15 protein-coding genes and 1 tRNA gene are annotated in these 22,873 nt (G+C 66.6%); 5 read left to right on the top strand and 11 right to left on the bottom strand.

Features of this window, described 5'->3' with window-relative positions:
• Positions 1–40: 40 nt before the first annotated feature.
• The 7 genes from AC1DER_RS04895 to AC1DER_RS04865 all read right to left on the bottom strand — a co-directional run bounded on the left by AC1DER_RS04895 (position 41) and on the right by AC1DER_RS04865 (position 7,234).
• Positions 41–117: transfer RNA gene (locus AC1DER_RS04895), tRNA-Arg, on the bottom strand.
• Between the two features lie 137 nt (positions 118–254).
• Complete coding sequence (locus tag AC1DER_RS04890) at positions 255–1,511, bottom strand: dicarboxylate/amino acid:cation symporter (RefSeq protein WP_477247766.1); 1,257 nt, start codon at positions 1,509–1,511, stop codon at positions 255–257.
• 174 nt (positions 1,512–1,685) lie between these two features.
• Positions 1,686–2,456 carry a L,D-transpeptidase family protein gene (locus AC1DER_RS04885; RefSeq protein WP_477247768.1) on the bottom strand — a complete coding sequence of 257 codons (771 nt, stop codon included), beginning with the start codon at positions 2,454–2,456 and terminating at the stop codon, positions 1,686–1,688.
• 1 nt (position 2,457) lies between these two features.
• Positions 2,458–3,306, bottom strand: a complete 849-nt coding sequence (locus AC1DER_RS04880; RefSeq protein WP_441814943.1) for a MurR/RpiR family transcriptional regulator — start codon at positions 3,304–3,306, stop codon at positions 2,458–2,460.
• A 168-nt stretch (positions 3,307–3,474) separates the two neighbouring features.
• On the bottom strand, positions 3,475–4,572 hold the full coding sequence (locus AC1DER_RS04875; protein WP_441814942.1) for a dipeptide epimerase: 1,098 nt from the start codon (positions 4,570–4,572) through the stop codon (positions 3,475–3,477).
• A 57-nt stretch (positions 4,573–4,629) separates the two neighbouring features.
• A complete protein-coding gene (locus AC1DER_RS04870; protein WP_477247771.1) occupies positions 4,630–6,045 on the bottom strand; it encodes a C40 family peptidase in 1,416 nt (471 codons plus the stop codon).
• A gap of 31 nt (positions 6,046–6,076) precedes the next feature.
• The gene (locus AC1DER_RS04865) at positions 6,077–7,234 is read right to left on the bottom strand and encodes a DUF819 family protein (RefSeq protein WP_441814940.1); all 1,158 of its coding nucleotides are present in this window, start codon (positions 7,232–7,234) and stop codon (positions 6,077–6,079) included.
• 242 nt (positions 7,235–7,476) lie between these two features.
• Between AC1DER_RS04865 and AC1DER_RS04860 the strand changes: the two genes are divergently transcribed.
• The 5 genes from AC1DER_RS04860 to AC1DER_RS04840 all read left to right on the top strand — a co-directional run bounded on the left by AC1DER_RS04860 (position 7,477) and on the right by AC1DER_RS04840 (position 15,679).
• Positions 7,477–8,892, top strand: coding sequence for a transglutaminase-like domain-containing protein (locus tag AC1DER_RS04860; RefSeq protein ID WP_477247773.1), 1,416 nt, complete (start codon positions 7,477–7,479; stop codon positions 8,890–8,892).
• A 96-nt stretch (positions 8,893–8,988) separates the two neighbouring features.
• Positions 8,989–11,991: a TonB-dependent receptor gene (locus tag AC1DER_RS04855; protein ID WP_477357712.1), complete on the top strand. Its 3,003-nt coding sequence runs from the start codon at positions 8,989–8,991 to the stop codon at positions 11,989–11,991.
• Between the two features lie 60 nt (positions 11,992–12,051).
• The gene (gene lysA / locus AC1DER_RS04850) at positions 12,052–13,374 is read left to right on the top strand and encodes a diaminopimelate decarboxylase (protein ID WP_477247777.1); all 1,323 of its coding nucleotides are present in this window, start codon (positions 12,052–12,054) and stop codon (positions 13,372–13,374) included.
• The gene (locus AC1DER_RS04845; protein WP_477247779.1) at positions 13,364–14,941 is read left to right on the top strand and encodes a serine hydrolase; all 1,578 of its coding nucleotides are present in this window, start codon (positions 13,364–13,366) and stop codon (positions 14,939–14,941) included. Before lysA ends, AC1DER_RS04845 begins: the two co-directional genes overlap by 11 nt.
• Before the next feature lie 27 nt (positions 14,942–14,968).
• Positions 14,969–15,679: a M15 family metallopeptidase gene (locus AC1DER_RS04840; RefSeq protein ID WP_477247781.1), complete on the top strand. Its 711-nt coding sequence runs from the start codon at positions 14,969–14,971 to the stop codon at positions 15,677–15,679.
• On the opposite strand, the gene AC1DER_RS04835 is transcribed toward AC1DER_RS04840, so the two are convergent.
• The 4 genes from AC1DER_RS04835 to AC1DER_RS04820 all read right to left on the bottom strand — a co-directional run bounded on the left by AC1DER_RS04835 (position 15,680) and on the right by AC1DER_RS04820 (position 22,628).
• On the bottom strand, positions 15,680–16,684 hold the full coding sequence (locus AC1DER_RS04835) for a serine hydrolase domain-containing protein (RefSeq protein WP_477247783.1): 1,005 nt from the start codon (positions 16,682–16,684) through the stop codon (positions 15,680–15,682).
• A 122-nt stretch (positions 16,685–16,806) separates the two neighbouring features.
• On the bottom strand, positions 16,807–18,213 hold the full coding sequence (locus AC1DER_RS04830; RefSeq protein WP_477247785.1) for an efflux transporter outer membrane subunit: 1,407 nt from the start codon (positions 18,211–18,213) through the stop codon (positions 16,807–16,809).
• Entirely contained in the window at positions 18,213–21,386 is a 3,174-nt protein-coding gene (locus AC1DER_RS04825) for an efflux RND transporter permease subunit (protein ID WP_477247787.1), read from the bottom strand. Before AC1DER_RS04825 ends, AC1DER_RS04830 begins: the two co-directional genes overlap by 1 nt.
• Positions 21,387–21,398: 12 nt before the next feature.
• Entirely contained in the window at positions 21,399–22,628 is a 1,230-nt protein-coding gene (locus AC1DER_RS04820) for an efflux RND transporter periplasmic adaptor subunit (protein ID WP_477357709.1), read from the bottom strand.
• Positions 22,629–22,873: the final 245 nt, after the last annotated feature.

The raw sequence follows: 22,873 nt of genomic DNA, 5'->3' as shown, positions 1-22,873 counted from the left end.
AGGCCGGGTTTCCGCCTGCCGCACCTCTGGATCGCCGCAATGGCGGCCCCGACACGATTCGAACGTGCGACCTGTCCCTTAGGAGGGGACCGCTCTATCCAACTGAGCTACGGGGCCAAGCTTTGAAATCAAGGGTTTGAAAAACGCGAGCGCGGCATTTTCGCATGATTGCGCCGGAATCGGGTTGCTTGGGGTTGCCCCTGGGCTTGCCCTGGCTCGCCGCTTGCCTGTGTCCGCCAGAAGCGGCGCGGGAATCAGCTTTCCGCAGGCGTTTGCGCGTCGGGTTCGCTCTGGCCCCTGGCGACCACTGCCGTCGCCGTCAGGTCACCGGTGACATTGCCCAGGGTCGCGAATACGTCGGGGAGGGTGTCCAGCGCCAGCAGCAGGCCCAGCGGCTCGATCGGCAGCCCCATCGCCTGGGTCACCGGCATGTTGGTGGCCATGAAGCTGACCTGGCCGGGCAGGCCGACCGAACCCATGCTGATCACCACGGCCAGCGCCGCACCGGCCGCCATCTGCGCCACGCTCAGGTCGACGCCGTAGGCCCAGGCGACAAACGAGGCCACGCCGATGTACTGCATCGGGCTGGTGATGCGGAACAGTGATACCGCCATCGGCAGCACCAGCGACGTCACGCTGAGCGGATGGCCCAGGCGCACGCGCGAGCTTTCAATCATTGCCGGCAGCGAGGCCAGCGACGACTGCGTGCTGGCGGCAACGGCCTGTGCCGGCACGATTGCGGCGGCGAAGCGGCGGACGCGTTCGCCGCCGGCAATGACCGCGATCGGGTACATCAGGGCGGTCGCGCACAGGTACATGGCCGACAGGATGGCGATGTACCAGCCGAAGGCGCCGATCATGCCGTGGCCGACGCGTGCGCATACCGCCAGCACCAGCGCGAACACGCCCACCGGCGCCGCCCACAGCACCCAGCGCACGATCACCACCATCACGTCGGCGATGGCCTGGACCAGTTCCAGCAGTTGCGCGCGGCGCGTGGCCTCGATGCGGGTCAGGGCGAAACCGAAGAACAGCGAGAACACCACCAGCGGCATCATCGCGCTCTGCGCGGCGGCGGCGAGCGCGTTGCTGGGAATCACGCCGACGAACCAGTCGGCCAGCGAGTTGGGCAGGCTCAGCTGGGCCGTGCCGGCGGTGGCGGCGCGCAGCGATTCGGCCAGCCCCTCCTGGCGCGGCACCAGCGAGAAAAGCAGCGGAGCGACGATCGCGGCGAACGCGGCGCAGACGCTGAGGATGATCACGAAGGTGATGATCGCCTTGCGCGCGGTGCGTCCCGATGCGGCGGCGTCGGTGGCGGTGTTGACGCCGATCACCACCAGCGCCGCCACCAGCGGCACCACGGTCATCTGCAGGGCGTTGAGCCACAGCCGGCCGACCGGCTGGACGAAGTCGGCGACGGTCGTCGCCGCGGCGGCGTCCCACCAGGCCAGCAGCAGGCCGATGAGGGCGCCAAGAAAGAGTCCGAGCAGTACGCGGGCGGTGGTCGACACGGAAGGTCCTGGAATGGAGGTGGTGGGTGGTGGCTGCGAAACTCCGTTCGCCCTGAGCGTAGCGCAGCGAAGTCGAAGGGAGGATGCGGCGTTGCATTCGCCGGCCCCGTCGTCCTTCGACTTCGGCGCATTGCGCCTACGCTCAGCACGAACGGGGATAGGTGATCCGCGATATCAGGGCAGGTCCCAGTCGCGCCTGACGCGCCCGTACTCCGCCTTCGGCAACAGCACGAACACCGGCTTGCGCCGGGGATCCAGCCACGCCAGCAGTTGCTGCATCACCGGCTCGGCCATCGCCGTGCAGCCGGCGGTGGTCTCGCCCGGGGCCTTCCATAGGTGGGCGAAGATGCAACTGCCGGCGCCGTTGCGGTTATCCGGGTTGTGTTCGATCACGAAGCCGAGCTTGTAGCGCTGGTCGCCATTGGCGTGCAGGTCGCGGCGCATCGGCTCGGTGGAACCGGCCACGGCCTGCGCGCCGACCTGCGCGGCATCGACGATGCGGTTGTACAGCGGTGAGCCATCGACATCGATGCAGTAGTCCGAGGCGGTCATCGCCTGGTACGGCCACGCGCTGGCGCTGTTGTCGGCGTAGCCGAATGCGGTGCCGATGGCGAACACGCCGGCCGGCGCACGGCCGTCGCCCTCGCGCTTCTGCGGTTCTCCAGCCTGCGGCGCGTTGAGGCCGACGCCCCAGGCAGACCCGCTGCGGCCAATCGTGATGGGCGCCGCGTCGCCGAGTGCACGCCAGTGGCCACCATCGCGCTCGTATCGCTGCAGCGTGCCGGTGTTGGCGTCCCAGTCGGCGGTCGTCACCACGACCATCTGTTGCGCGCCGTCCCAGGCGCGTGTCGCCTGGCGGGTCGAGGTGCCGGCGCAACCGGCCAGGACCATGGCAAGCAGGCAAAGCAGGGCGGGTGCGGCGGCGCGGCGGAGGGTTCGGGTCATGTCAGCTGTCCAGCAGGTCCTGCATGCGCTCGAAGTTGAAGTCGAGCTGGCTTCGGCGGTCTTCGCTGCCGTCGCACAGCAGGATGAAGATGAGGTCCAGCAGGTGCTGCAACGCCGACTGGTACAGCAGCGGCTCGATATGCCGGCGCTCGTCGTGGGCGGAAACCAGCAGCGCCGCATCGGCATGCGCCCGCAACGGGTTTGGGGTATGGCGGGTGACCGAGATCACCTTGCCCACGCGCTCGCGGAACAGTCGGCTGATCTGGCACAGCGCCGGTTGCTTGCCGTGTTCCGAGAACACCAGCAGCACGTCGCCGGCGGTGGCGCTGGATACGCCGGCCTGCATCAGGATCGCATCGACGTAGTGCACGGTGAGGATGCCCAGCATCGATAGCCGGGTGGCGAACGCGCGAGCCGGGATGCCGTCCTCGCCCAGGCCGATGATGAACACCTTGCCGGCCTGCTGGATCGCCGCGGCGATCGCGTCGATGCGGTCGGGTGGATTGATCAGGCGCGTGGCCGCCTCGGCCTGCGCCTTGAGGTGCCACAGGTCCTCGGCGAGCGCGGCATGCGGGTCTTCGTTGCGCACTTCGCCGGCGATGGTGTCATCGCCGCCGTCGCCGCGCGCAACGGCCTGGCCGACCGAGTACTTCAGGTCCGGATAACCCTTGAATCCGAGCTTCTGGCTGAACTTGACCACGCTCGACTGGCTGATCCCCAGCGCATCGGCCAGCTGCTGCGAGGAGTAGTCGCGCAGCAGGTGGGCGTTGTCGAGCAGGAAGTCGGCGATGCGGCGTTCGATGGCGGACATCTGGTCGCGTTCGGATCGGATCTTCAGCAGGGGCGGCATGGTCGATCACTCTTCCGGAATGAAATAACCGTTCGCCATGAGCGTAGGGCCGCAGGCCCGAAGTCGAAGGGACGTGCAGCTTCGACGCCGTGACGCGTCCTGCTGTGCTTCGACTTCGCTGCGCTACGCTCAGGACGAACGGTGGTCATTGGATCATGCTCGATTGGATCAGGCCTCGATGGGAATCAGCCCGCGGATCTCGCGGATGCCCAGTCCCGGCGCATCGGTCACCGAGATTTCCGACTCGTTGAAATTGACGCCACCGTCGACCGGGTTGAACGCGCACAGCGACGGTCCATCGAGGTCGACCTTGGTGATCGCGCTGGACTTGGCCACCGCCAGGTGCACCGCGGCGGCGACGCTGATGCTGCTTTCGAGCATGCAGCCGATCATGCACTCCACACCATAGAGCTCGGCGATGTCGGCGATGCGGATGGCGTTGGACAGGCCGCCGGTCTTCATCAGCTTGATGTTGATGATGTCGGCCGCGCGCATGCGGATCAGGTCGATCACCTCGGTCGGCCCGAACACGCTCTCGTCGGCCATGATCGGCGTGTGCACGCGCTCGGTGACGTACTTCATGCCGTCCAGGTCCTTGGCCTTGACCGGCTGCTCGACCAGCTCCAGGCGCACGCCCGCGTCCTCGAGCATGCTGATCGCATACACCGCCTGCTTGGCGCTCCAGCCCTGGTTGGCGTCCAGGCGCAGCAGGGCGCGGCCCTCGACCGCGGCGTAGATCGCCTTGACCCGCTCGATGTCGACGCCGATATCCTTGCCGACCTTGATCTTCAGCGACTCGAAGCCGCGATCGACCGCGCTGATCGAGTCGGCCACCATCTTGTCGATGTAGTCGACGCTGATGGTGATGTCGGTGGTGATGACCGGGTCGCCCCCGCCGAGCATCTTGTACAGCGGCACGCCGTAGAGCTGGCCGAACAGGTCGTAGACCGCGATCTCGACCGCGGCCTTGGCGCTGGTGTTCTTCTCCAGCGCGGACTGGATCTGCGCGGTGATGTGGTTGAGGTTCGCCACTTCCTGGCCGATCACGCGCGGGGCGATGAACTTGCGGATCGCCTCGATGATCGAGCCGTGGGTGTCGCCGGTGATGACCGCCGTCGCCGGCGCCTCGCCGTAGCCGACGTGGCCGGTGTCGGTGTGCACCGAGACCACGATGTCCTCCACCGCCTCGACCGTGCGCAGGGCGGTCTTGAAAGGCGTTTTCAGCGGGACGCGGAGCATGCCGAAGCGGATATCGGTGATTTTCATTGATTCACGAGTGCTGGGATGAGGAGGGGAAGCGGGCGCTCGCGCGCATCGCTTCCGTCAGGGGCGGATTCGCTGAATGTTGGTCATGCGGTCGACATAGGTCTGCTTGCCGTTGAACAGCAGCGGCGTCAGCGGCGAAACAGTCACGCCGTTGGTCTTCGCGCGCACGGTCTTGCCGTCGGCGCCGGCGAAGCTCAACCCGGTGGTGTCGTGGATCACGTACGGTTCGCCGTCGAGCTGGCCGATCACCATCATCACGTGGCCGGGGATGTAGACCAGGTCGCCGACCTGCAGTTCGTGGGCGATCTGCAGCCTGCGCTCGCGGCTGTCCTTGTCGCTCAGGGCGATGCGGTTGAGGGCCGGGCTGACCGCCTGGTCGCTGGTGTTGCGCGGCAACTCCACGCCCATGCTGCGGTAGATCTCGGAGACGAATCCGCTGCAGTCGCGTCCGTTGTAACTGTGGCCCCAGCCATAGCGCTCGCCGAGGAACTTGAAGCCCTGCTGGATCAGGTTGCGCCTGCTCAACGGAAGATAGTGGTCCTGGCTGGGCTCGCGCCGCGGCAGCAGCGCCGGGGCGAAACGCAGGCTGCCGTCATCGCGGCGCACCGGCAGTTCGATCACGTGCGCGGTGTAACCGTGCTGGCCGTTGACCGGCTTGCCGACCGGCCAGTCCGCCAGCACCGGCACGCGCACGCCCATGTCGAGTTGCAGCTCCGACACGCCCGGCTCTTCCGGTGTGAACACGGTGGTGGCGCGGGCGCCGGTGACGACCCGGTAGGGCGCCTTGCGGCCGTAGCCCAGCACCTGCTCGCTGCTTCCCAGCGCAATGAAGCGCTTCTCGACCCAGGCGGCGTAACGCGGGCTCACCACGAACCACCACTGGCCATCGCGGCTTTCGTGCGCGACCACCACCGGATCGCCCGGGAACAGCGCGCTTTCCTGGAAGCGGTCGATGTCGTGGTCGTCATCGGACGAGAACACGCGCATCGAGGTCGGGAAGGTGCGCAGGGCGGCGCGATGCACGACCAGGCCGTAGCGCGCGTCCTGGCGTTCGGGAATGGCGGCGAGGTTGAGCGAGTCGACGACCTCATCGACGGCCGACTTCGCCACCGGCTTGCTGTGTTCGTCGAACAGCGGCTTTGAGGGTCGCCGCGACAGCGACTCGATCCAGCCGCTGACCTGGGCGCGATCGAGCGGGCCCTGCAGCGCCTGCAGATCGTGGATGCTCTTGTCGAGCTGGTGCAGTCGCGCGTTCTGCGCGGCGATGGCCTCGCTGTCGAGGACGACGCGGTCGGCGTCGCCGGGCTGTCCCTGGTCCAGCAGGGCCACCCAGAACGCCGGGTCAAGTTTCGCTTCGTCGACGCCGATGACGCCGGTGGCGGGAATCGTCCATGCCTTTTCCCGCGCCGCCAGCGGCAGCGATGCAGTGCCGGCCAGGCACAGGGCGAGGGCGAGGGTCAGTGGCAGGCGCATGGTTCGGTTTCCAGAAAGTCTGTAGAAACAGTCAACTTGCAACGGGAGCGAGGCTGGACAGCAACCCGGCCATCGCCAGGCCGATACCGGTGCCCAGTACCAGGCCAAGCATCGCCAGCAGCACGGCCACCGGCACGAGTGCGCGGGAATAGGTGGCTGCCAGCACCGGCGCGGTCGCCATGCCGCCGATCTGCGCCAGCGACGAGATGCCGCACAGGTGCAGATCGAAGCGGAACAGGCGCGCGGCGAGCAGCAGCAATGCCACGTGGACGACCAGCACCGTGAAGCCCACGACCACGAACAGTGGCGCGGTATCCATGCCCTGGAAGTTGCTCTGCGATGCGAGCACCGCCACCAGGCAGGCCAGCATGGCACTGGCCAGCGGCGCCGGCACAGGTGAATGGGCGAGGGTGGTGCGGGCGAGCACCAGGCCGACGATGGTGGCGATGAGCACCGTCCACGCGGTCGTGGTCAGGAAGCCGCCGACCGGCAGCAGCGCCGCGGCCCACGCCGACAGGTTGCCCACCAGCAGCGCCACGCCCAGCCAGAGCAGCACGCTGCCCGGGCCGGCATGGCCGATCGCGCGCGGTTCCAGTGTCGGCAGCGGCGCGCGTGCGTCGGCGCCGGTCCAGTGGTTGAAGGCCGGGGCGAAACGGTTGATCGAGAACAGCACGATCACCCACACCGAATAGCAGACCGCGTCTGCCAACAGCACCGACGGCAGCAGGTTGTCAGGCAGGCCGATCGATTGCTTGACCGCAACCAGGTTGGCCGAGCCCCCGGTCCAGGTGGCGCTCAGTGCCGCCAGCATCTTCCAGCCATCGGCGGGCAGGGCGTTACGGAAGATCAGGTAGGCGATGACTATCGCGGCCAGGATGCTCAACATCGCGCAGGCGAACACGGCAAGCATGCGCGGCCCCAGCTTCACGATCGCGCGCAGGTCGCAGCCGACCATCAGCAGGAAGAGCAGGGAAGGCAGCAATTGCCCGGTCAGGGAGCGCTGCGCCGTGGTGATCTCGGGCGTGGCCTGCCACAGCCCGGCGACCGCCAGGGCGGTCACGAACAGATATGTCAGCACGATCGGCGGCAGGACTGAGAACAGCCGCCACCCATAGCGCTTCTCCAGGGACGGAAACAGGCCCGCCGACACCAGCAAAACCGCGGCATAAGGCCACACCGTCTCGATCATTGCGTCCCCTCTGGGCCACCGGAAGGAAGGCGGTGGCCGACCGGGTCAGAATACATACTTCATTTCTGGTTTTAGTCAAGAATAAATTATTGACCGGGTACTCCACTCATGTTACACAGTCGTGAAACGGCACCCAGCGGGTCGATCGCGACGTGGATAGTCCTTTGCCTTCGCTTGTATCGAGTACCGGTCGGTCACGCACACTGCGTGCGCTGGCGATGTCGGTTCTGTGCCTGTCACTGATGACCTCGGCGGCCCTGGCCGGCCGCGCCGGCGAAACTGTGGACGAGGTCGCCGCGCAGATCGACGCCGGTCAATTCAAAGAGGCCAACGCTGGCATCGACGGCGCCCTGGCCCAGTCCGGCCTGGCTCCTGAAACGCGCACGGCCCTGGAATTCCAGCGTGAGCGCATGCGCCGCATACGCCTGGACTTCCCGATCACCGAACCGGAGGCCAAGGCCAGGCTGCGCGAACTGATCCCGGACATGACCGATGCCGAGTTCGACGGCTGGAAAGCCTCGAACCAGCTCGAGCACATGGTCATCGACGGTGTGCCGTACTATTTCAGCCGCTCGGTCTCAAATCTGTTCCGCGTCAGCCCGCAGGCAACGGCACGGCGTGCGACGCCGGCCACGCGCAACGACGGCCCGATGGAATCGGCCAACGCCTATCACGACGAAGCACTGGCGCAGGCCCGCGCGACCGGCAAGAGCAGCGTCGCCCCGCGCCGGGTGCGCGTCACCCAGTCGATCATCGTCAATGCCGACGCGGTTCCGGCCGGCAAGGCGGTGCGCGCGTGGATTCCGTTCCCGCGGGCCATTCCCGGCCAGCAGGAAGACATCACGCTGATCTCGAGCGCGCCGGCCAAGCATGAGACCGCGCCGGAATCGACGCTGCAGCGCACCGTCTACATGGAACAGCCGGCCGTCGCGAAGACGCCGACGAAGTTCTCGGTCACCTACGAGCTGACCATCTTCGGCCAGGTCCACCAGATCGACCCGTCCAAGGTGGTGCCCGCCGGCAACAGCGCCGAGCTTGCGCCCTACCTGGGCGAGCACCCGCCGCACATCGTCTTCAGCGACGACATCCGCGCCTTCTCCAAGCAGGTGGTGGGCGACGAGAAGAACCCGTACCGGATCGCGCAAAAGCTTTATCAGGCCGTTGACCGCATTCCGTGGGGCGGCGCGCGCGAGTACTCCACCATCAGCAACATCAGCCACTACGCACTGCACGCCGGCCACGCCGACTGCGGCCAGCAGACACTGCTGCTGATAACGCTGCTGCGCCTCAACGGCATTCCGGCGCGCTGGCAGTCGGGCATGGTCTATTCCGATGGCAAGTACGACAACCTGCACGACTGGGGTTTCATGTACCTGGCGCCCTATGGCTGGGTGCCCATGGATGTCACCACCGGCCAGTTCGCCGGCGCGAAGGATCCGGGCGTCGAATGGTTCTACTTCGGCGGGCTCGACGCCTACCGCATTGCATTCAACGACGACTACGGCACGCAGCTGGTGCCGCGCAAACAGCATTTCCGATCGGAAACCGTGGACTCACAACGTGGCGAAGTGGAGTGGCAAGGGGGAAACCTCTACTTCGACCAGTGGGACTACCAGTTCGAGGCGAAGGTGCTGGCAACCGCAATGGGCAATCGCTAGCCGGTACCAGCATCCGCTTCAAGCAACCACCTTCGAGCGGCCGGCTGTCAGACAACCGGCTGTCAAACAGAAATTATCCAGCAGGGGAGATGAGGGATGAACGGCAAGGCACTTCGTAGGGCAACGCTTGGCATCGCGTTGGGAGCATGCATCGCGTCGATGGTGCCAATGCTGGCTTCGGCACAGACCGTCAGTGGTGCAGTGACGGGTAATGCCACCCAGGGCGACCAGATCACGGTCACCAACACCGAGACCGGGCTGTCGCGCTCGACGACTGCCGACGCCAAGGGCAACTACCGCATCGCCCAGCTGCCGATCGGCAATTACACCTTGCAGGTGATGCGCGATGGCCAGGCCATTGGCCAGCCGCTCGCCGTCGCCGTGTCGATGGGCAGCTCGACCAACATCAACCTGGGCAGCGACGGTGCTGTCAACCTCGCCTCGGTGCAGGTCGTCGGTTCGCGTGTGGTGCCGCTGGTCGACGTGACCTCGACCGAGTCGGCGATGACGCTGACGGCCGAAGACGTGAGCCGCCTGCCGGTCGATCGCAACCTCGCCTCGGTGGCCCTGCTCGCGCCCGGCGTGACCAAGGGTGAGTCGTCGTTTGGCGGTATTTCCTTTGGCGGTTCGTCTGTCGCCGAGAACTCGTTCTACATCAACGGCCTCAACGTCACCGACTTCTACAACCGCAACGGTTTCTCGGAAGCGCCGTTCAAGTTCTACAAGGAATTCCAGGTCAAGACCGGCGGTTACTCGGTCGAGTTCGGCCGTACCACCGGCGGCGTCATCAATACCGTCGCGCGCTCGGGCACGAACGACTTCCAGGCCGGCGCCGAGGTGGTGTTCGAGCCGCGTGCCTGGCAGTCGCAGGCCAACGACCGCTACCACAATGGCGAGCGCTACCTGACCTTCAGCCAGGACGACTACTCCAGCAGCACGATGGACGTCTGGGCGTCCGGCGCGCTGATCAAGGACAAGCTGTTCTTCTACGGCCTGTACGAGCTGCGTGACTTCGAGCCGACCAACACCGACGACCTCGGCACGTCCATCACCAAGAACAACAACAGCGACGGTTTCTGGGGTGGCACGCTCGACTGGTACATTACCGACAACAACATCCTCAGCCTGATGGCGTTCTCCAACAAGAACGCGGGCGTCGGCAGCGTCTACAGCTACGACTACGACAGCAAGGAAGTCGGCGACAAGCAGAACGAGATATACACCGACACCGGCGGTGACAACTGGGCGCTGTCGTGGACGTCGAACTTCACCTCGGACTTCTCGATGAAGGCGATGTACGGCGAGAACCACCGCCAGGCCTTCACCCGCTCGCTGCTCGACCTGGAATGCAACCGCGTCCAGAAGGAGAGCGCGTTCCCGGGCCCCGCAGGCGGCGAGCAGCTGGGCTGCAGCACCAACTCCACGGTATTCAACCGCGATGACGTGCGCGAACAGGCCCGTGTCGATTTCGAGTGGGCACTGGGCGACCACCTGCTGAAGTTCGGTATCGACCACGAGGTCAATACCTCCGACCACAAGCAGTACTACGCAGGCCCCGGCGCGATCTTCTACAACGTCTACCGTGGCGCTCCGGGCACAGCGACCCCTAACCCGGGTGGCGGCGTCGTGCCGCCTGGCTACAACGGCTACGTCCGCGCGCGCCGCAACGAGATCGCCGGCACTTTCGAGAGCACCAATTCGGCGTTCTACCTCGAGGACAACTGGTCGATCACCGACACCTTCCTGTTGAATCTTGGCATCCGCAACGAAGCCTTCGACAACAAGGACGGCGACGGCAAGACCTACATCGAGATGAAGGACATGTGGGCGCCGCGCCTGGGCTTCGCTTGGGACATCAACGGCGACTCGACGATGAAGCTGTTCGGCAACGTCGGCCGCTACTTCCTGCCGGTGGCGAACGTGATCAACATCAAGCAGGCCGGTGGCCTGCTCGACCAGCGCACGTACTACGCGTTCAACGGCTGGGACATCCGCGACCTCAATGGTCTTGAGTACGCCGTGCCGAACCTCGGCCCGCAGATCGGTCCGGTCGATGTCTCGCAGGGCGACGGCACCGTCGGCGACCTGCGCGCGGAAGTCGACCGCAACCTAGACTCGGTCTACCAGGACGAGGCGATCCTGGGCTTCCAGCAGATGCTCGATGAGAAGTGGTCGTGGGGCGTGCGCGGCATCTACCGCAAGCTGACCAACGCGATCGACGACATGGAGATCAGCGCCACCGGCCAGTGCGGCGAAGACGGCTACATCGGCTGGGTCATGGCCAATCCGGGCGAGAAGGTCACCGTCTGGGGCGACACCGACTGTGCCGGCACCCCGGGCTGGGTCACGGTCGATACCGCGAAGGAAGGCTGGGCGCTGTACGACGCCGATGGCAATTACGTCGGCCAGCGCGGCTGGGTGAAGCCCAAGCGCACCTACAAGGCCCTGGAGTTCCAGCTCGATCGCGCCTGGGACGACAAGTGGGAGATGAACCTGTCCTACACCTGGTCCAAGAGCGAGGGCAACGCCGAAGGCCCGGTCAACTCCGACACCAACTTCTCCGACACCGGCCGCACCGAGAACTTCGACGATCCGTGGGTGAACTACAACGGCTACGGCCCGCTGGCGAACGACCGTCGTCATCAGATCAAGGCCCGCGGCACCTACGCCTTCAATGACAACTGGCAGGTCGGCGCCACCCTCGATGCCAGCTCCGGCGGCCCGATCACCGGCTTCGGCACCGGCAACCCGTTCGACCAGACCAACTACCACAGCTACTACATCTGCACGGCCCAGTGCGACAGCGACACGCCGGTGTACGTGCACTCGCCGCGTGGCGGCTACGGCGAGATGCCGTGGACGTATGAGGTTGGCGCGAGCGTAAGCTACCTGCGGTCGTTCGGCCAGGCCAACATGCGCATCAAGTTCGCGGTGTTCAACCTGTTCAACCAACAGAAGACCATCCGTGTGGACCAGGACCTGCAGCCAAGCGTCGGCATGGCGACGCCGACCCAGCCCGAGCTCAACGAGTTCTTCGGCGTGGGTCAGGGCTTCCAGGCGCCGCGCTATGGCCAGCTGACCGTGTCCGTCAATTTCTGAGGGCCCTCCAGGGCGGCCCGCTGCATGCGGGCCGCCCTTCTTTTTGTTCGAGGAAGCAGCATGGCGGTCAGTGCAAAGGCGTCGCAGACGGTGCGTTCCACGCGCCCGGCGGAAGGGGCGGGCGACGCCGCAAGTGCGGTTTCACTGGTATTCGACGGCGTCGACCTGCACGCCCTGGCCGCGCAGTTGCCCACCCCGTTCCACGCGTACTCCGCCAACGCAATCCGGCAGCGCATCAGCGCGCTGCAGTCGGCCTTCCACGGGCTCGACCACCGCATCTGCTACGCGGTCAAGGCCAATTCCAACATCGCCATCCTGCAGTTGATGGCCAACCACGGCGTCGGTGCCGACATAGTGTCGCTGGGCGAGCTTCATCGCAGTCTCGCAGCCGGTATCCCGGCCGAGCACATCGTCTTCTCCGGGGTCGGAAAGACCGCCGAGGAGATCGCCGCGGCCCTGGCGGTCGGGGTCTGGCGCTTCAATGTCGAGTCGCTCGATGAACTGCGCCTGTTGCAGCAGGTCGCGCAGTTGCATGGCGTCTGCGCGCGCGCCGCGGCCCGCATCAACCCCGATGTGGACGCCGGCACCCACGAGAAGATCTCCACGGGCAAGTCGGAGAACAAGTTCGGCGTCTCCATCGACGAGGCCCGTCGCTGGTTCGCCAATGCAGGCAAGCTGAGCAACGTGCGCCTGGACGGCCTGCATGCGCATATCGGTTCGCAGATCCTGAGCCTGGGGCCGTTTGCCGAGGCGCTGCGGCGCGTGGAGGCATTCCGCCAGGAGCTGGAAGCGGACGGGCACGTCATCACCAGCGTCGACATCGGCGGCGGTCTGGGCGTGTGCTATCGGCAAGGTCACGACCATCCTGTGGCGGCGGCGGACTATGCCGCGCTGGTGCGGGAGGTGTTCGCCCGATTCCAGGGCACGCTGGTGCTGGAACCGGGCCGCTACCTGGTGGCCGAGGCCGGCGTGCTGCTGACGCGCGTGATCCGGGTCAAGCCTGGCGTGGACCGCAGCTTCCTGGTGGTCGATGCGGCAATGAACGACCTGATGCGCCCATCGCTCTACGAGGCCTGGCACGAGATCGCTCCGTTGCATCGCGATTCGCGCGAGATGACCCGTTACGACGTCGTCGGGCCGGTGTGCGAGACGGGCGACACCTTTGCCCGCGACCGCGAGATGGCCCGGTGCCAGGCCGGCGACCTGTTGTCGATTGGCGGCACGGGCGCGTACGGTGCATCGATGGCCTCGACCTACAACTCGCGACCGCTTGCCGCCGAAGTGCTACTCGACGACGGCCGCTACTCGGTGATCCGGCGGCGCCAGACCATGGCCGAGATGATGGCCGGCGAACAACTGCCCAAGGTGTGGAATGAAGCCTGACACGATGCTGTTGCGATGCGCGCCGGTTGCTCTGGTGGCCGCGTTGCTGCTTGCAGTGGTGCCGTCGGCACGGGCAGCAGATAAAAGTACGGCCAAGGCGGAAGTGGATGCCGTCTTCGACCAGGTGATGTCGCGCTACCGATTGCCGGGCCTGGCGCTGGGCATCGTCGAGGACGGCAAGGTCGTCTACGCGCGCACGGCCGGCGAACTGGTCGAAGGCGAAGGCCAGAAGATCGATTCGGCCACGCTGTTCAAGATCGCCTCCAACACCAAGTCGATGACGACCGCCACGCTGGCGCGCCTGGTCGATGCCGGCAAACTGCACTGGAACGACCCGGTGGTGCGCTGGCTGCCGGACTTCCGCATGTACGACCCCTGGGTCGGCCGCGAGATGCAGGTGCGCGACCTGCTGATCCACAACAGCGGCCTGCGCGCCGGTGCCGGCGACCTGATGCTGTGGCCGGAACCCAACAACTTCACCCGTGCCGACATCATCCACGGCCTGGGGTATCTCAAGCCGCAGCGCGGCTTCCGCGCCGGCTACGACTACGACAACCTGATGTACATCGTCGCCGGCGAAGTTGCCGCGGCCGCGGGCGGCGCACCGTACGAGCAACTGGTGCGCCGCGAGGTCTTCGAGCCGCTGGGGATGCGGCGCTGCCAGGTCGGCGCGTGGCGCCGCGACGTCGTCGGCAATGTTGCCCAGCCGCACATGCGCCAGGGCGAGCGCAACATCCCGGTGCGCAGCGATGGCGATGCGATCGCGGCCACCACCATGGACCCGGCCGGCGGCATCCGCTGCAGCCTCGACGACATGCTGACCTGGGCCGGCGCCTGGCTGAAGCCGTCCGGTCCCAACGCCAGCTGGATCTCTCGCGAGCAGCGCGAAGCGCTGTGGGCGCCGCAGATGCCGATGCCGTTGTCGCGGCGCATGCGCGACTGGGACAACAGCCATTTCTCCGCCTACGGCTACGGCTGGCGCCTGGCCGATGTCGATGGCACGTTCAAGGTCTCGCACACCGGCACGCTGATGGGCATGTATTCGATGGTGACGCTGTTGCCCGACAAGGGCGCGGGCTTCGTCATCCTGATCAACGGCGAAGGCGAGCAGGCGCGCACGGTGCTCGGGCAAGTGCTGGTCAAGCGCTACACGCATCCGGATCCGGCGCTGACCGTTGCCCACTACGCCGGCCTGCTGGACCAGGAAGACGCGGCCCGCCCGGCAACCGACAAGGCACCGGATACGTCGAAGCGGCATGCAGTCAAGGCGAACGAGCTGTCGTCGCGACTGGGTGTCTATCGCGACCCGTGGTTCGGCGAGGTATCGCTGTGTCGCGACGGCGATGCGGTGCGCCTGCGCGCGCAGAAGTCGCCGATGCTGACCGGCATCGTCCAGCGTGCCGGCAAGCGCTTGCTGGTCAACTGGGATGACGACAGCGTCGATGCCGAGGCGTGGCTGGACTTTCCTGATGCCACGCAGATGCGGCTGGCCAAGGTCGATCCGCAGGCGGATTTCAGCTATGACTATGAAGACCTGGCGTTTGCGCGGGAGCGTGGCTGCGATTGAGGCCGGGACGTGGCGGGGGAGGATTGTATGAAGCGTTGCGCGCTGCTCGTTGCCGTCCTTGCCGTCGCCGCATGCGCGTCGACCCCGCCGTCGATGCCGGTCTCCAGCGCCACCACGCCCGAAGCCGCAGGCCTGGTCGACATCCGCAGTCTTGTCCCTGATCTCGATCTGGACATGCGCTATGCGGGCAGCAACAACTTCACCGGCGCCACCGTCGACGGTTATGGCGCGGCGCGGTGCTATCTGCTTGCCGACGCGGCAAAGGCGTTGCAGAAGGTCGAGCTCGGCTTGCGCCAGCAAGGCATGCGCCTGCGCCTGTTCGACTGCTACCGGCCGGCGCGGGCGGTGCGGAACTTCGTCGCCTGGGCAGGCGACCTCGACGACCAGCGCACCAAGCCGGAGTACTACCCGCGGCTCGACAAGCGGCAGCTGCTGGGCGACTACATTTCGCCGACCTCCGGCCACAGCCGCGGTGCAACGCTCGATCTGACCCTGTTGCAATGCGGCAGTGACGGCGGCGCCTGCGTGCCCCTGGACATGGGCGCGCCATTCGACTTCTTCGACACGCGGGCCAACACCGATTCACCCCAGGTCGATGCGCGCCAACGCGACAACCGGCAACGCCTGCGTGCGGCGATGGAGCGCGGCGGTTTCCGCAACTACCCGATGGAGTGGTGGCACTTCACCCTGAACCCGGAACCGGCGCCGAATGTGTTCTTCGACGTCCCGATCCGCTGATCAGATCCCCAGCGCCAATCCCGCGATCTGCTTGGCCAGCCCATAAGGCTCCGGATCATTGCGGTTGGTCAGCACCACCACGGTCAGGTGCCGCTGCGGAAAACGCACGATGACATTGCGGAAGCCGATGGTCTCGCCCGAATGCCATAGCGTCTCGCCGGTGATGCGCCAGCCGTAGCCATACTCGACCGTGGGATCGTCGGTATGCGTGGCCGGCGTGAACGCCTCCTGCAGCGACTGGCTGCGCAGCAGGCGCTGGTCGTAGAGCGCGGCGTCCCACCTGGCCAGATCGTCGATCGAGGAATAGATGCCACCGTCGCCCAGCACCGCGCTGGTGGTGCTCTGGTCGGTACGCAGCCAGCGGCCCTGGTCGAAAGTGTAGCCGTAGGCGCGATGGGCGACTTCGGAGATTCCGGACTCGTGGGCCACGGTATGGTCCATGCCCAATGGCTGGAAGATGCGGTCGTGCAGGAACTGCGCGTAGCGCTGCCCCGACGCCCGCTCGACGATCAGGGACAGCAGCGCGTAGCCGCTGTTGCTGTAGCGGTAGTCGCTGCCTGGCGCGAAATAGGCACGGTCCTGCGATTCGAGCAGGCGCAGCACGTCTGCGTCGTGCACCTGCACGGTGCTGGCCGGGTCCATCACGTCCTCGTAGTCGATCAGGCCGCCGGTGTGGGTCAGCAGGTGGCGGATGGTCACCTTGTCGGCGGCATCGGGCAGCGTGGGCAGCCAGCCGCGCACGGGGTCTTCCAGGCGCAGGCGGCCGTCTTCGGCGAGCAGGAGGATCGATGTCGCGGTGAACTGCTTGCTCACCGACGCCAGGCGGTAGTTGGTGGTCGGCGACGATGCGGCGCCCGATTCGAGCTCGGCCATGCCGTAACTGCGACGCAGCAGCGGCTTGCCGTCGCGCAGGATCAATACCGACGCTCCGGGCACGTGCCCGTCATAGTCGCGCATCAGCGCGTCGACCTGCCCTTGCAACGTGTCCTTCGGCGCGTGCTGCATCGAGTGGCTCCCGGCCGCGCAACCCGCGAGAAGGAGGACGGATCCGAGGAACCAGGGCGGTATGCGCATGGGCAGATGGTAACGGCACTGCGGGGCGTTTTGGGGGGCGTTTGGGCGCCTGGCTACTGCGCGACCCGCAACAACTCCTCGTCCGACCAGCCGCCGCCCAGGGCGCGGTAGACATCGATGTAGGAGGTCAGCCGCGACAGCCGGGCGCGGGACAGGTTGAGCTCGGAACTGAGCAGCTGCCGCTCGGCATCGAGCACTTCCAGGTAGCTGCTGACGCCGGCTTTGTAGCGCAGCCGCTGCAGCCGCAGGTTCTCGCGATTGGCCGCTGTGCTTTCCTCGTTGGCGCTGATGATGCTGGCCGACTTCTCGTAGGAACTGATGTTGCTGGAGACTTCCACCAGTGCCTGCAGCACGGTCTGGCGGTAGGTATGCGTGGCCTCGTCGGTCTGCGCGCGGGCGAGGTCGACATTGGCGCCGGCGCGGCCGAAGTCGATGATCGGCAGGTCGACGAACGGGCCCCAGGAGTTCACGCTCAGCGAGCGGTTGCTCGAACCCAGGTCGCTCAGGTCGACCGCATTGCGGCCGAACAGCGCACTCAGGCCGATGGTCGGGAAGGGGAACCGATTGGCCACGGCGACGCCGACGCGCGCGGTGGCCGCATGCAGCTGGTTCTCGGCCAGGCGCACGTCGGGCCGGCGCTCGAGCAGCTCGGTCGGCAGGCCGGTGGGAATGTCGGGCGAATCGGGCATGCCGCCGTTGGCCATCGGGCTGCCGCGATCGATCGGTTGCGGGTAGCGGCCCAGCAGTTGCGCCAGCTGGTTCTCGGTGGCGAGGATCTGCTGCTCGGTGGAGGGCAGCTGCGCCCGCGTCGTCGCCAGTTGCGCGATCGCCTGCTGTTCCTCGGCGCCGGACGCCACACCGCTGCGCATCTGTGCGCGGATCAGGTGCAGGGATTCTTCCTGGCTGGTGATGGTGCGCTCGATGATCGCCCGCTCCTCATCGAGTTCGCGCAGCGACAGCCATGTGGCGGCGACCTGGGTGACCAGGGTCGCCATCACGCCGCGTGCCGCATCCTCGGTCGCCAGCAGGTTGGCGCGGGCCGCCTCACTGCCGCGGCGCAGCTTGCCGAACAGGTCGATTTCCCAGACCAGCGACAGGCCGGCGGAGTAGACCGTGTCGTTGTCGCCGCTGCCGGGGGAGGGAGTGCTGCTCAGCGTGCCGCGGATGTCGGGTCCGAGCGAGCCGCGCGCGAACTTGGCGTTGGCGCGGGCCTGTTCGACCCGCGACAGGGCCTGGCGCAGGTCCAGGTTGTTGTCGATGGCCTCGCGGATCAACGCCGACAGTTGCGGATCGCGGAACAGGTCGAACCAGGCAACGTCGGCGATGGAGCGCGCTTCTGCCTGGGTCAGCGGCGCACGGTACTGCACCGGCAGGTCGAGATCCGGCCGCGAGTAGTTCGGGCCCAGCATGCAGCCAGTGAGCGCGACCGTCAGGCCGATGAGCAGGGCGGTGGCACGCATCAGTGCGCTCCTCCCTCCGGCGGCGCTTGCGGCGTCGCTGCCGTCGTCTTGAACTTCGGCGGTCCACCGAAGCGCTCGGCCAGGCTCTGGATCAGCACGTAGAGCGCCGGCACCACCAGCACCGCCAGCAGTGTGGCGGTGAGCATGCCGCCGAACACCACCGTGCCCACCGAGAACTTCGAAGCCGCGCCGGCGCCACTGGCCAGCACCAGCGGCACCACGCCGAGAATGAAGGCGAACGAGGTCATCAGGATCGGGCGCAGGCGCAGCTTGGCCGCCGTCAACGCGGCCTCGTGGATCGACATTCCGCCTTCGCGATAGAGCTTTGCGAACTCGACGATGAGGATCGCGTTCTTGGCCGCCAGGCCGATCAGGGTGACCAGGCCGATCTGCCCGTAGACGTTGAAGTCCAGGTGGGCGATGAGGATCGCGATCAGCGCGCCGAGCACGCCGAACGGCGTGGCCAGCAGCACCGCGAACGGCACCGCCCAGCTTTCGTACAACGCGGCCAGGAACAGGAACACCACGACCACCGACAGCGCCATCACCATCGCCGCCGCATTGCCGGCCTCCACTTCCTCGGCGGTCTGCCCGGACCACTCGTAGCCGTAACCGGCCGGCAGCACCTCGGCGGCGACTTCGCGCAGTGCCTGCAATGCATCGCCGGAGCTGTATCCGGGCGCCGGCGAACCGGTCATCTCGGCGCTGCGGTACAGGTTGTAGCGCATGGTGAAGCGCGGGCCGATGCCGGGCGTGGCGGTCACCACCGTATCGAGCGGCACCATCTCGCCGTTGCCGTTGCGCACGAACAACTTCGACAAGGTGGAAATGTCGCGGCGGAACTCCGCGTCGGCCTGCAGCGAGACGCGGTAGTTCTTGCCAAAGCGCGTGAAGTCATTGACCTGCAGGCTGCCCAGGAACACCTGCAGCGTGCCGAATACGTCGGAGATCGGGATGCCGAGCTTCTTGATCTTTTCCCGGTCCACGGTGATGCGGTAGTTGGGCGTGGAGGCCGAGTAGGTGGTGGTGATGCGGCCAATCTCCGGCCGTTTCTGCGCGGCCTGGATGAACTGCGCCGACATCTCCGCCAGTTCCTCCGCGGTCTGGCCGTCGCGCGCCTGCAGCATCATCGAGAAACCCGACACCGTGCCGAAGCCGGGCAGGGCAGGCGGGTTGAACGCGATCGCCACCGACTCGGGCGTCTGCGCGCCGATGCCCATGGCCTTCTGGATCAGCGCATTGACCTGCTGCTCCTTCTTCTTGCGGTCTTCCCAGGGCTTGAGCTTGATCACCATCATCGCCGCATTGGGCGCGGCGGTGCCGGAGATGATGTCGTAGCCGGTGATGCCCAGCACCGCGTCGACGCCGTCCAATGTCCGCAGCTTGCTGTTGAGTTCCTCGACGACGTGATCGGTGCGCTTGGTGGAGGACGCATCGGGCAGGATCGCCTGCATGAAGAACGCACCGACATCCTCGTCCGGCACAAAACCGGTCGGAGTGATGCGGAACAGCAGGAACAGCCCCACCAGCAGCACCACCATGATCACGACGATATGGCGCAGCGCACCCGTGCCGCGCTTGGCCACGCCGGTGTAGTGGAACGTGAGGCGTTCGAAATAGTGGTTGAAACGGGCAAAGAACCGGCCCAGCAAACCCTTCGGCGGTCCGGGCTGCTTGGGCTTGAGCAGCAGCGTGCAAAGCGCCGGCGTCAGGGTCAGCGCGACCAGCGCCGAGAACATGGTCGACACCGCCACCGTCAAGGCGAACTGCTTGTACAACTGGCCCGTCACGCCCGGCACGAACGCCATCGGGATGAACACCGCCGACAGCACCAGTGCGATCGCCACGACCGGTCCGGAGACCTCGTCCATGGCCTTGCGCGTGGCTTCCTTCGGCGGCAGTTTGTCGTGCTCCATGATGTGCTCGACCGCCTCGACCACCACGATCGCGTCGTCCACCACGATGCCGATCGCCAGCACCATGCCGAACAGCGACAGCGTGTTGATCGAGAAACCGAGGAACTGGTAAGCGATGAACGTGGCGATCAGCGACACCGGCACGGCCAGCATCGGGATGAGGGTCGCCCGCCAGCTCTGCAGGAACAGGAACACCACGATCAGCACCAGGATGAGCGCCTCGACGAAGGTGTGCACGACCTCCTCGATCGAGGCGACCACGAAGAGGGACGTGTCGTAGGTGATGTCATAGTCCAGGTCGGCGGGGAAGCTCTTCGCCAGCCGCTCCACCTCGGCATTGATCAGCTCGGCGGTTTCCAGCGCGTTCGCGCCCGGCGCCAGGGCGATGCTCATCGCCGCCGCCGGCTGGCCGTTGAACTTGGCCACGGTGCTGTAGTCCTTGGCGCCCAGCTCGACCCTGGCGACGTCGCGCACGCGGATATACGAGCCATCCGGGTTGGCGCGCAGGATGATGTCCTCGAACTCGGATTGCTCGACCAGTCGTCCCTGCAGTCGCAGCGAGTACTGGAAGCCGCTGGGCGAATCGGCCGGCGGCTGGCCGACCTGGCCGGCCGCGGCCTGCTTGTTCTGTTCCTGGATCGCCGACACCACGTCGGTGGTGGTCAGGCCCAGGCTGGCCATCTTGTCCGGGCGCAGCCACAGGCGCATGCCGAATTCGGAGCCGTAGACCTTGGCCTCGCCCACGCCCTTGACCCGCTTGAGCGTGTCGAGGATGTAGTTGAAGAGATAGTTGTTGAGGAACAGCTGGTCGTAGCTGCCCTTGGGCGAATAGAACGACAGGAACATCAGGATGTCGGGCGAGCTCTTGGCCACCGTCACGCCGATGTCGTTGACCTCGCTGGGCAGGCGCGGCTGCACCTGGGCGACGCGGTTCTGGGTTTCCACCGAGGCGATGTCGACATCGCGTTCGAGGTCGAAGGTGACCGAAATGGAGGTTGAGCCGTCGTCGCCGGACACCGACTTGATGTACTTCATGTCGGTGACGCCGTTGATCTGCGTATCCAGCGGCGCGGTGACCGCGTCCTCGACCACGTCGGCGCTCGCACCCGGATACAGCGTGGTGACCTTGACGTTGGGCAGGGCGATATCGGGGAACTGCGAGATCGGCAGGCCGATCATCACCAGCGTGCCGGCCAGCACCAGGAACAGCGAGATGACGATCGCGAAGACGGGGCGGTCGATGAAAAAGCGCGCCATGGTTTACGCCCCCTAGCCCTTGGTCGCGCCGCCGGGCGGCGGCGCCTCGGGCGCCGGCGCCTGGAGCTGCTCGTACGTCACCTTCGTCACCTTCAGCGGCACACCCGGACGCGCCTTCTGCACACCTTCCACCACCACGTTGTCGCCGGGCTTGAGGCCCTTGTCGATGACCCACAGGCCGCCGTAGCGCGGACCGGGCGTGACCGGCACCTGCTGCGCCTTGCCGTCGGCGCCGACGGTGGTGACGAAGTACTTGCCCAGCGTCTGCACCACCGCGCGATCGGGCACCAGCAGCGCGCCCTTGCGCTGGTCGGCGCGCACCTGGATGCGGGCGAACAGGCCCGGGTACAACTGATGCTGCGGATTGGGGAACTCGGCGCGCAGGCGATAGGTTCCGGTACGCGCATCGAGCGCACGGTCGGCGAAGATGATCTGGCCGGGCATCTTGTATTGCGTGCCATCGGTCAGCGTCAGCCTGACCTGCCGTATCGGGTCGTCCATACCCGGCGTGCTGCCCTGGTAACGTCGTTCGTAATCGAGCAGTTTGGCTTCGCTGATGCTGAAGTAGACCCACACCGGGTCGTCTTCGGACAATTCAGCGAGCACCGTGGTGCCTGCCGTGATCAGGTCGCCGGGAAACACCTGTGCCGCGCCGATCCGGCCGGTCAGCGGCGCGGTCACCGTGGCGTACTCCACGCCGAGCGAGGCCTGGTCGAGCACGGCCTGGTTGGCCGCGACCTGGGCCTGCGCCGCCTGCATCCCGGCTACGGCGTTGTCGTAGATCTGCTTGGAGATCGCGTTCTCTTTCACCAGCGGCCCGTAGCGGTCGACGTCCTGGCGCGCGCGGGCGAGGTCGGCGCGGGCGGCCGCCACCCCGGCGCGGGCGTTGGCCTGCTGCGCGAGGGGCTCGCGCGGATCGATGCTGAAGAGCTTCTGGCCTTCGGTGACCAGCGTGCCGTCGGTGAAGTTCTTGGCCATCAGCACGCCGGTGATCTGCGCGCGCAGCGACACCTCGCGCGAGCCGCTGACCTCGCCGATGAACTCCTCAAAAAGTGGGGTGTCCTGCTGCAGCACGGTCATGACCTTGACCGGCACGGCAGGCGGGGGCGGCGGTTCGTCCTTGCCGCAGGCAGAGACCAGCACCAGCGACGCCACGACGGCGGCGAAGGTGAACTGCCGCGCGCCGGCGACGACGAGGGCGGGCAGGCGTTCGTCCGCAGCGGCGAGGTCGTTCGCAGTCATGGTTCCTACCCTGAAGTCGACTTGGCGAAGCCGGGTCCCACATGCCCGTCCGCGCTGTCCGCGCCCCGTCGGGTTCGAGGACCTGACGGACCACCGCTGCGCGCTTGCCGGCGATAGCAGCAGAGTGGGTGCAATGGTCTTGTGACGACGTGGCGCGGGTGGCGAGGATCACGGCTAATTCACGGCCTCTCAGGACAATCGCGCTATACAGGCGCCACGTTGGCGGCATGTTCCAGGGAGGAGGG

The sequence above is a fragment of the Lysobacter sp. 05T417 genome, from assembly GCF_056396405.1.
Note: the sequence above shows the minus strand (reverse complement) of the source record. Positions and strands in the feature narration are given on the sequence as shown.

Coding starts and splice junctions, on each gene's coding strand:
- AC1DER_RS04840 (WP_477247781.1), top strand. CDS start 14,969: ATGAAGCGTTGCGCGCTGCTCGTTGCCGTCCTTGCCGTCGCCGCATGC.
- AC1DER_RS04820 (WP_477357709.1), bottom strand. CDS start 22,628: ATGACTGCGAACGACCTCGCCGCTGCGGACGAACGCCTGCCCGCCCTC.
- lysA (WP_477247777.1), top strand. CDS start 12,052: ATGGCGGTCAGTGCAAAGGCGTCGCAGACGGTGCGTTCCACGCGCCCG.
- AC1DER_RS04875 (WP_441814942.1), bottom strand. CDS start 4,572: ATGAAAATCACCGATATCCGCTTCGGCATGCTCCGCGTCCCGCTGAAA.
- AC1DER_RS04870 (WP_477247771.1), bottom strand. CDS start 6,045: ATGCGCCTGCCACTGACCCTCGCCCTCGCCCTGTGCCTGGCCGGCACT.
- AC1DER_RS04855 (WP_477357712.1), top strand. CDS start 8,989: ATGAACGGCAAGGCACTTCGTAGGGCAACGCTTGGCATCGCGTTGGGA.
- AC1DER_RS04885 (WP_477247768.1), bottom strand. CDS start 2,456: ATGACCCGAACCCTCCGCCGCGCCGCCGCACCCGCCCTGCTTTGCCTG.
- AC1DER_RS04865 (WP_441814940.1), bottom strand. CDS start 7,234: ATGATCGAGACGGTGTGGCCTTATGCCGCGGTTTTGCTGGTGTCGGCG.
- AC1DER_RS04825 (WP_477247787.1), bottom strand. CDS start 21,386: ATGGCGCGCTTTTTCATCGACCGCCCCGTCTTCGCGATCGTCATCTCG.
- AC1DER_RS04835 (WP_477247783.1), bottom strand. CDS start 16,684: ATGCAGCACGCGCCGAAGGACACGTTGCAAGGGCAGGTCGACGCGCTG.
- AC1DER_RS04830 (WP_477247785.1), bottom strand. CDS start 18,213: ATGCGTGCCACCGCCCTGCTCATCGGCCTGACGGTCGCGCTCACTGGC.
- AC1DER_RS04845 (WP_477247779.1), top strand. CDS start 13,364: ATGAAGCCTGACACGATGCTGTTGCGATGCGCGCCGGTTGCTCTGGTG.
- AC1DER_RS04880 (WP_441814943.1), bottom strand. CDS start 3,306: ATGCCGCCCCTGCTGAAGATCCGATCCGAACGCGACCAGATGTCCGCC.
- AC1DER_RS04860 (WP_477247773.1), top strand. CDS start 7,477: ATGACCTCGGCGGCCCTGGCCGGCCGCGCCGGCGAAACTGTGGACGAG.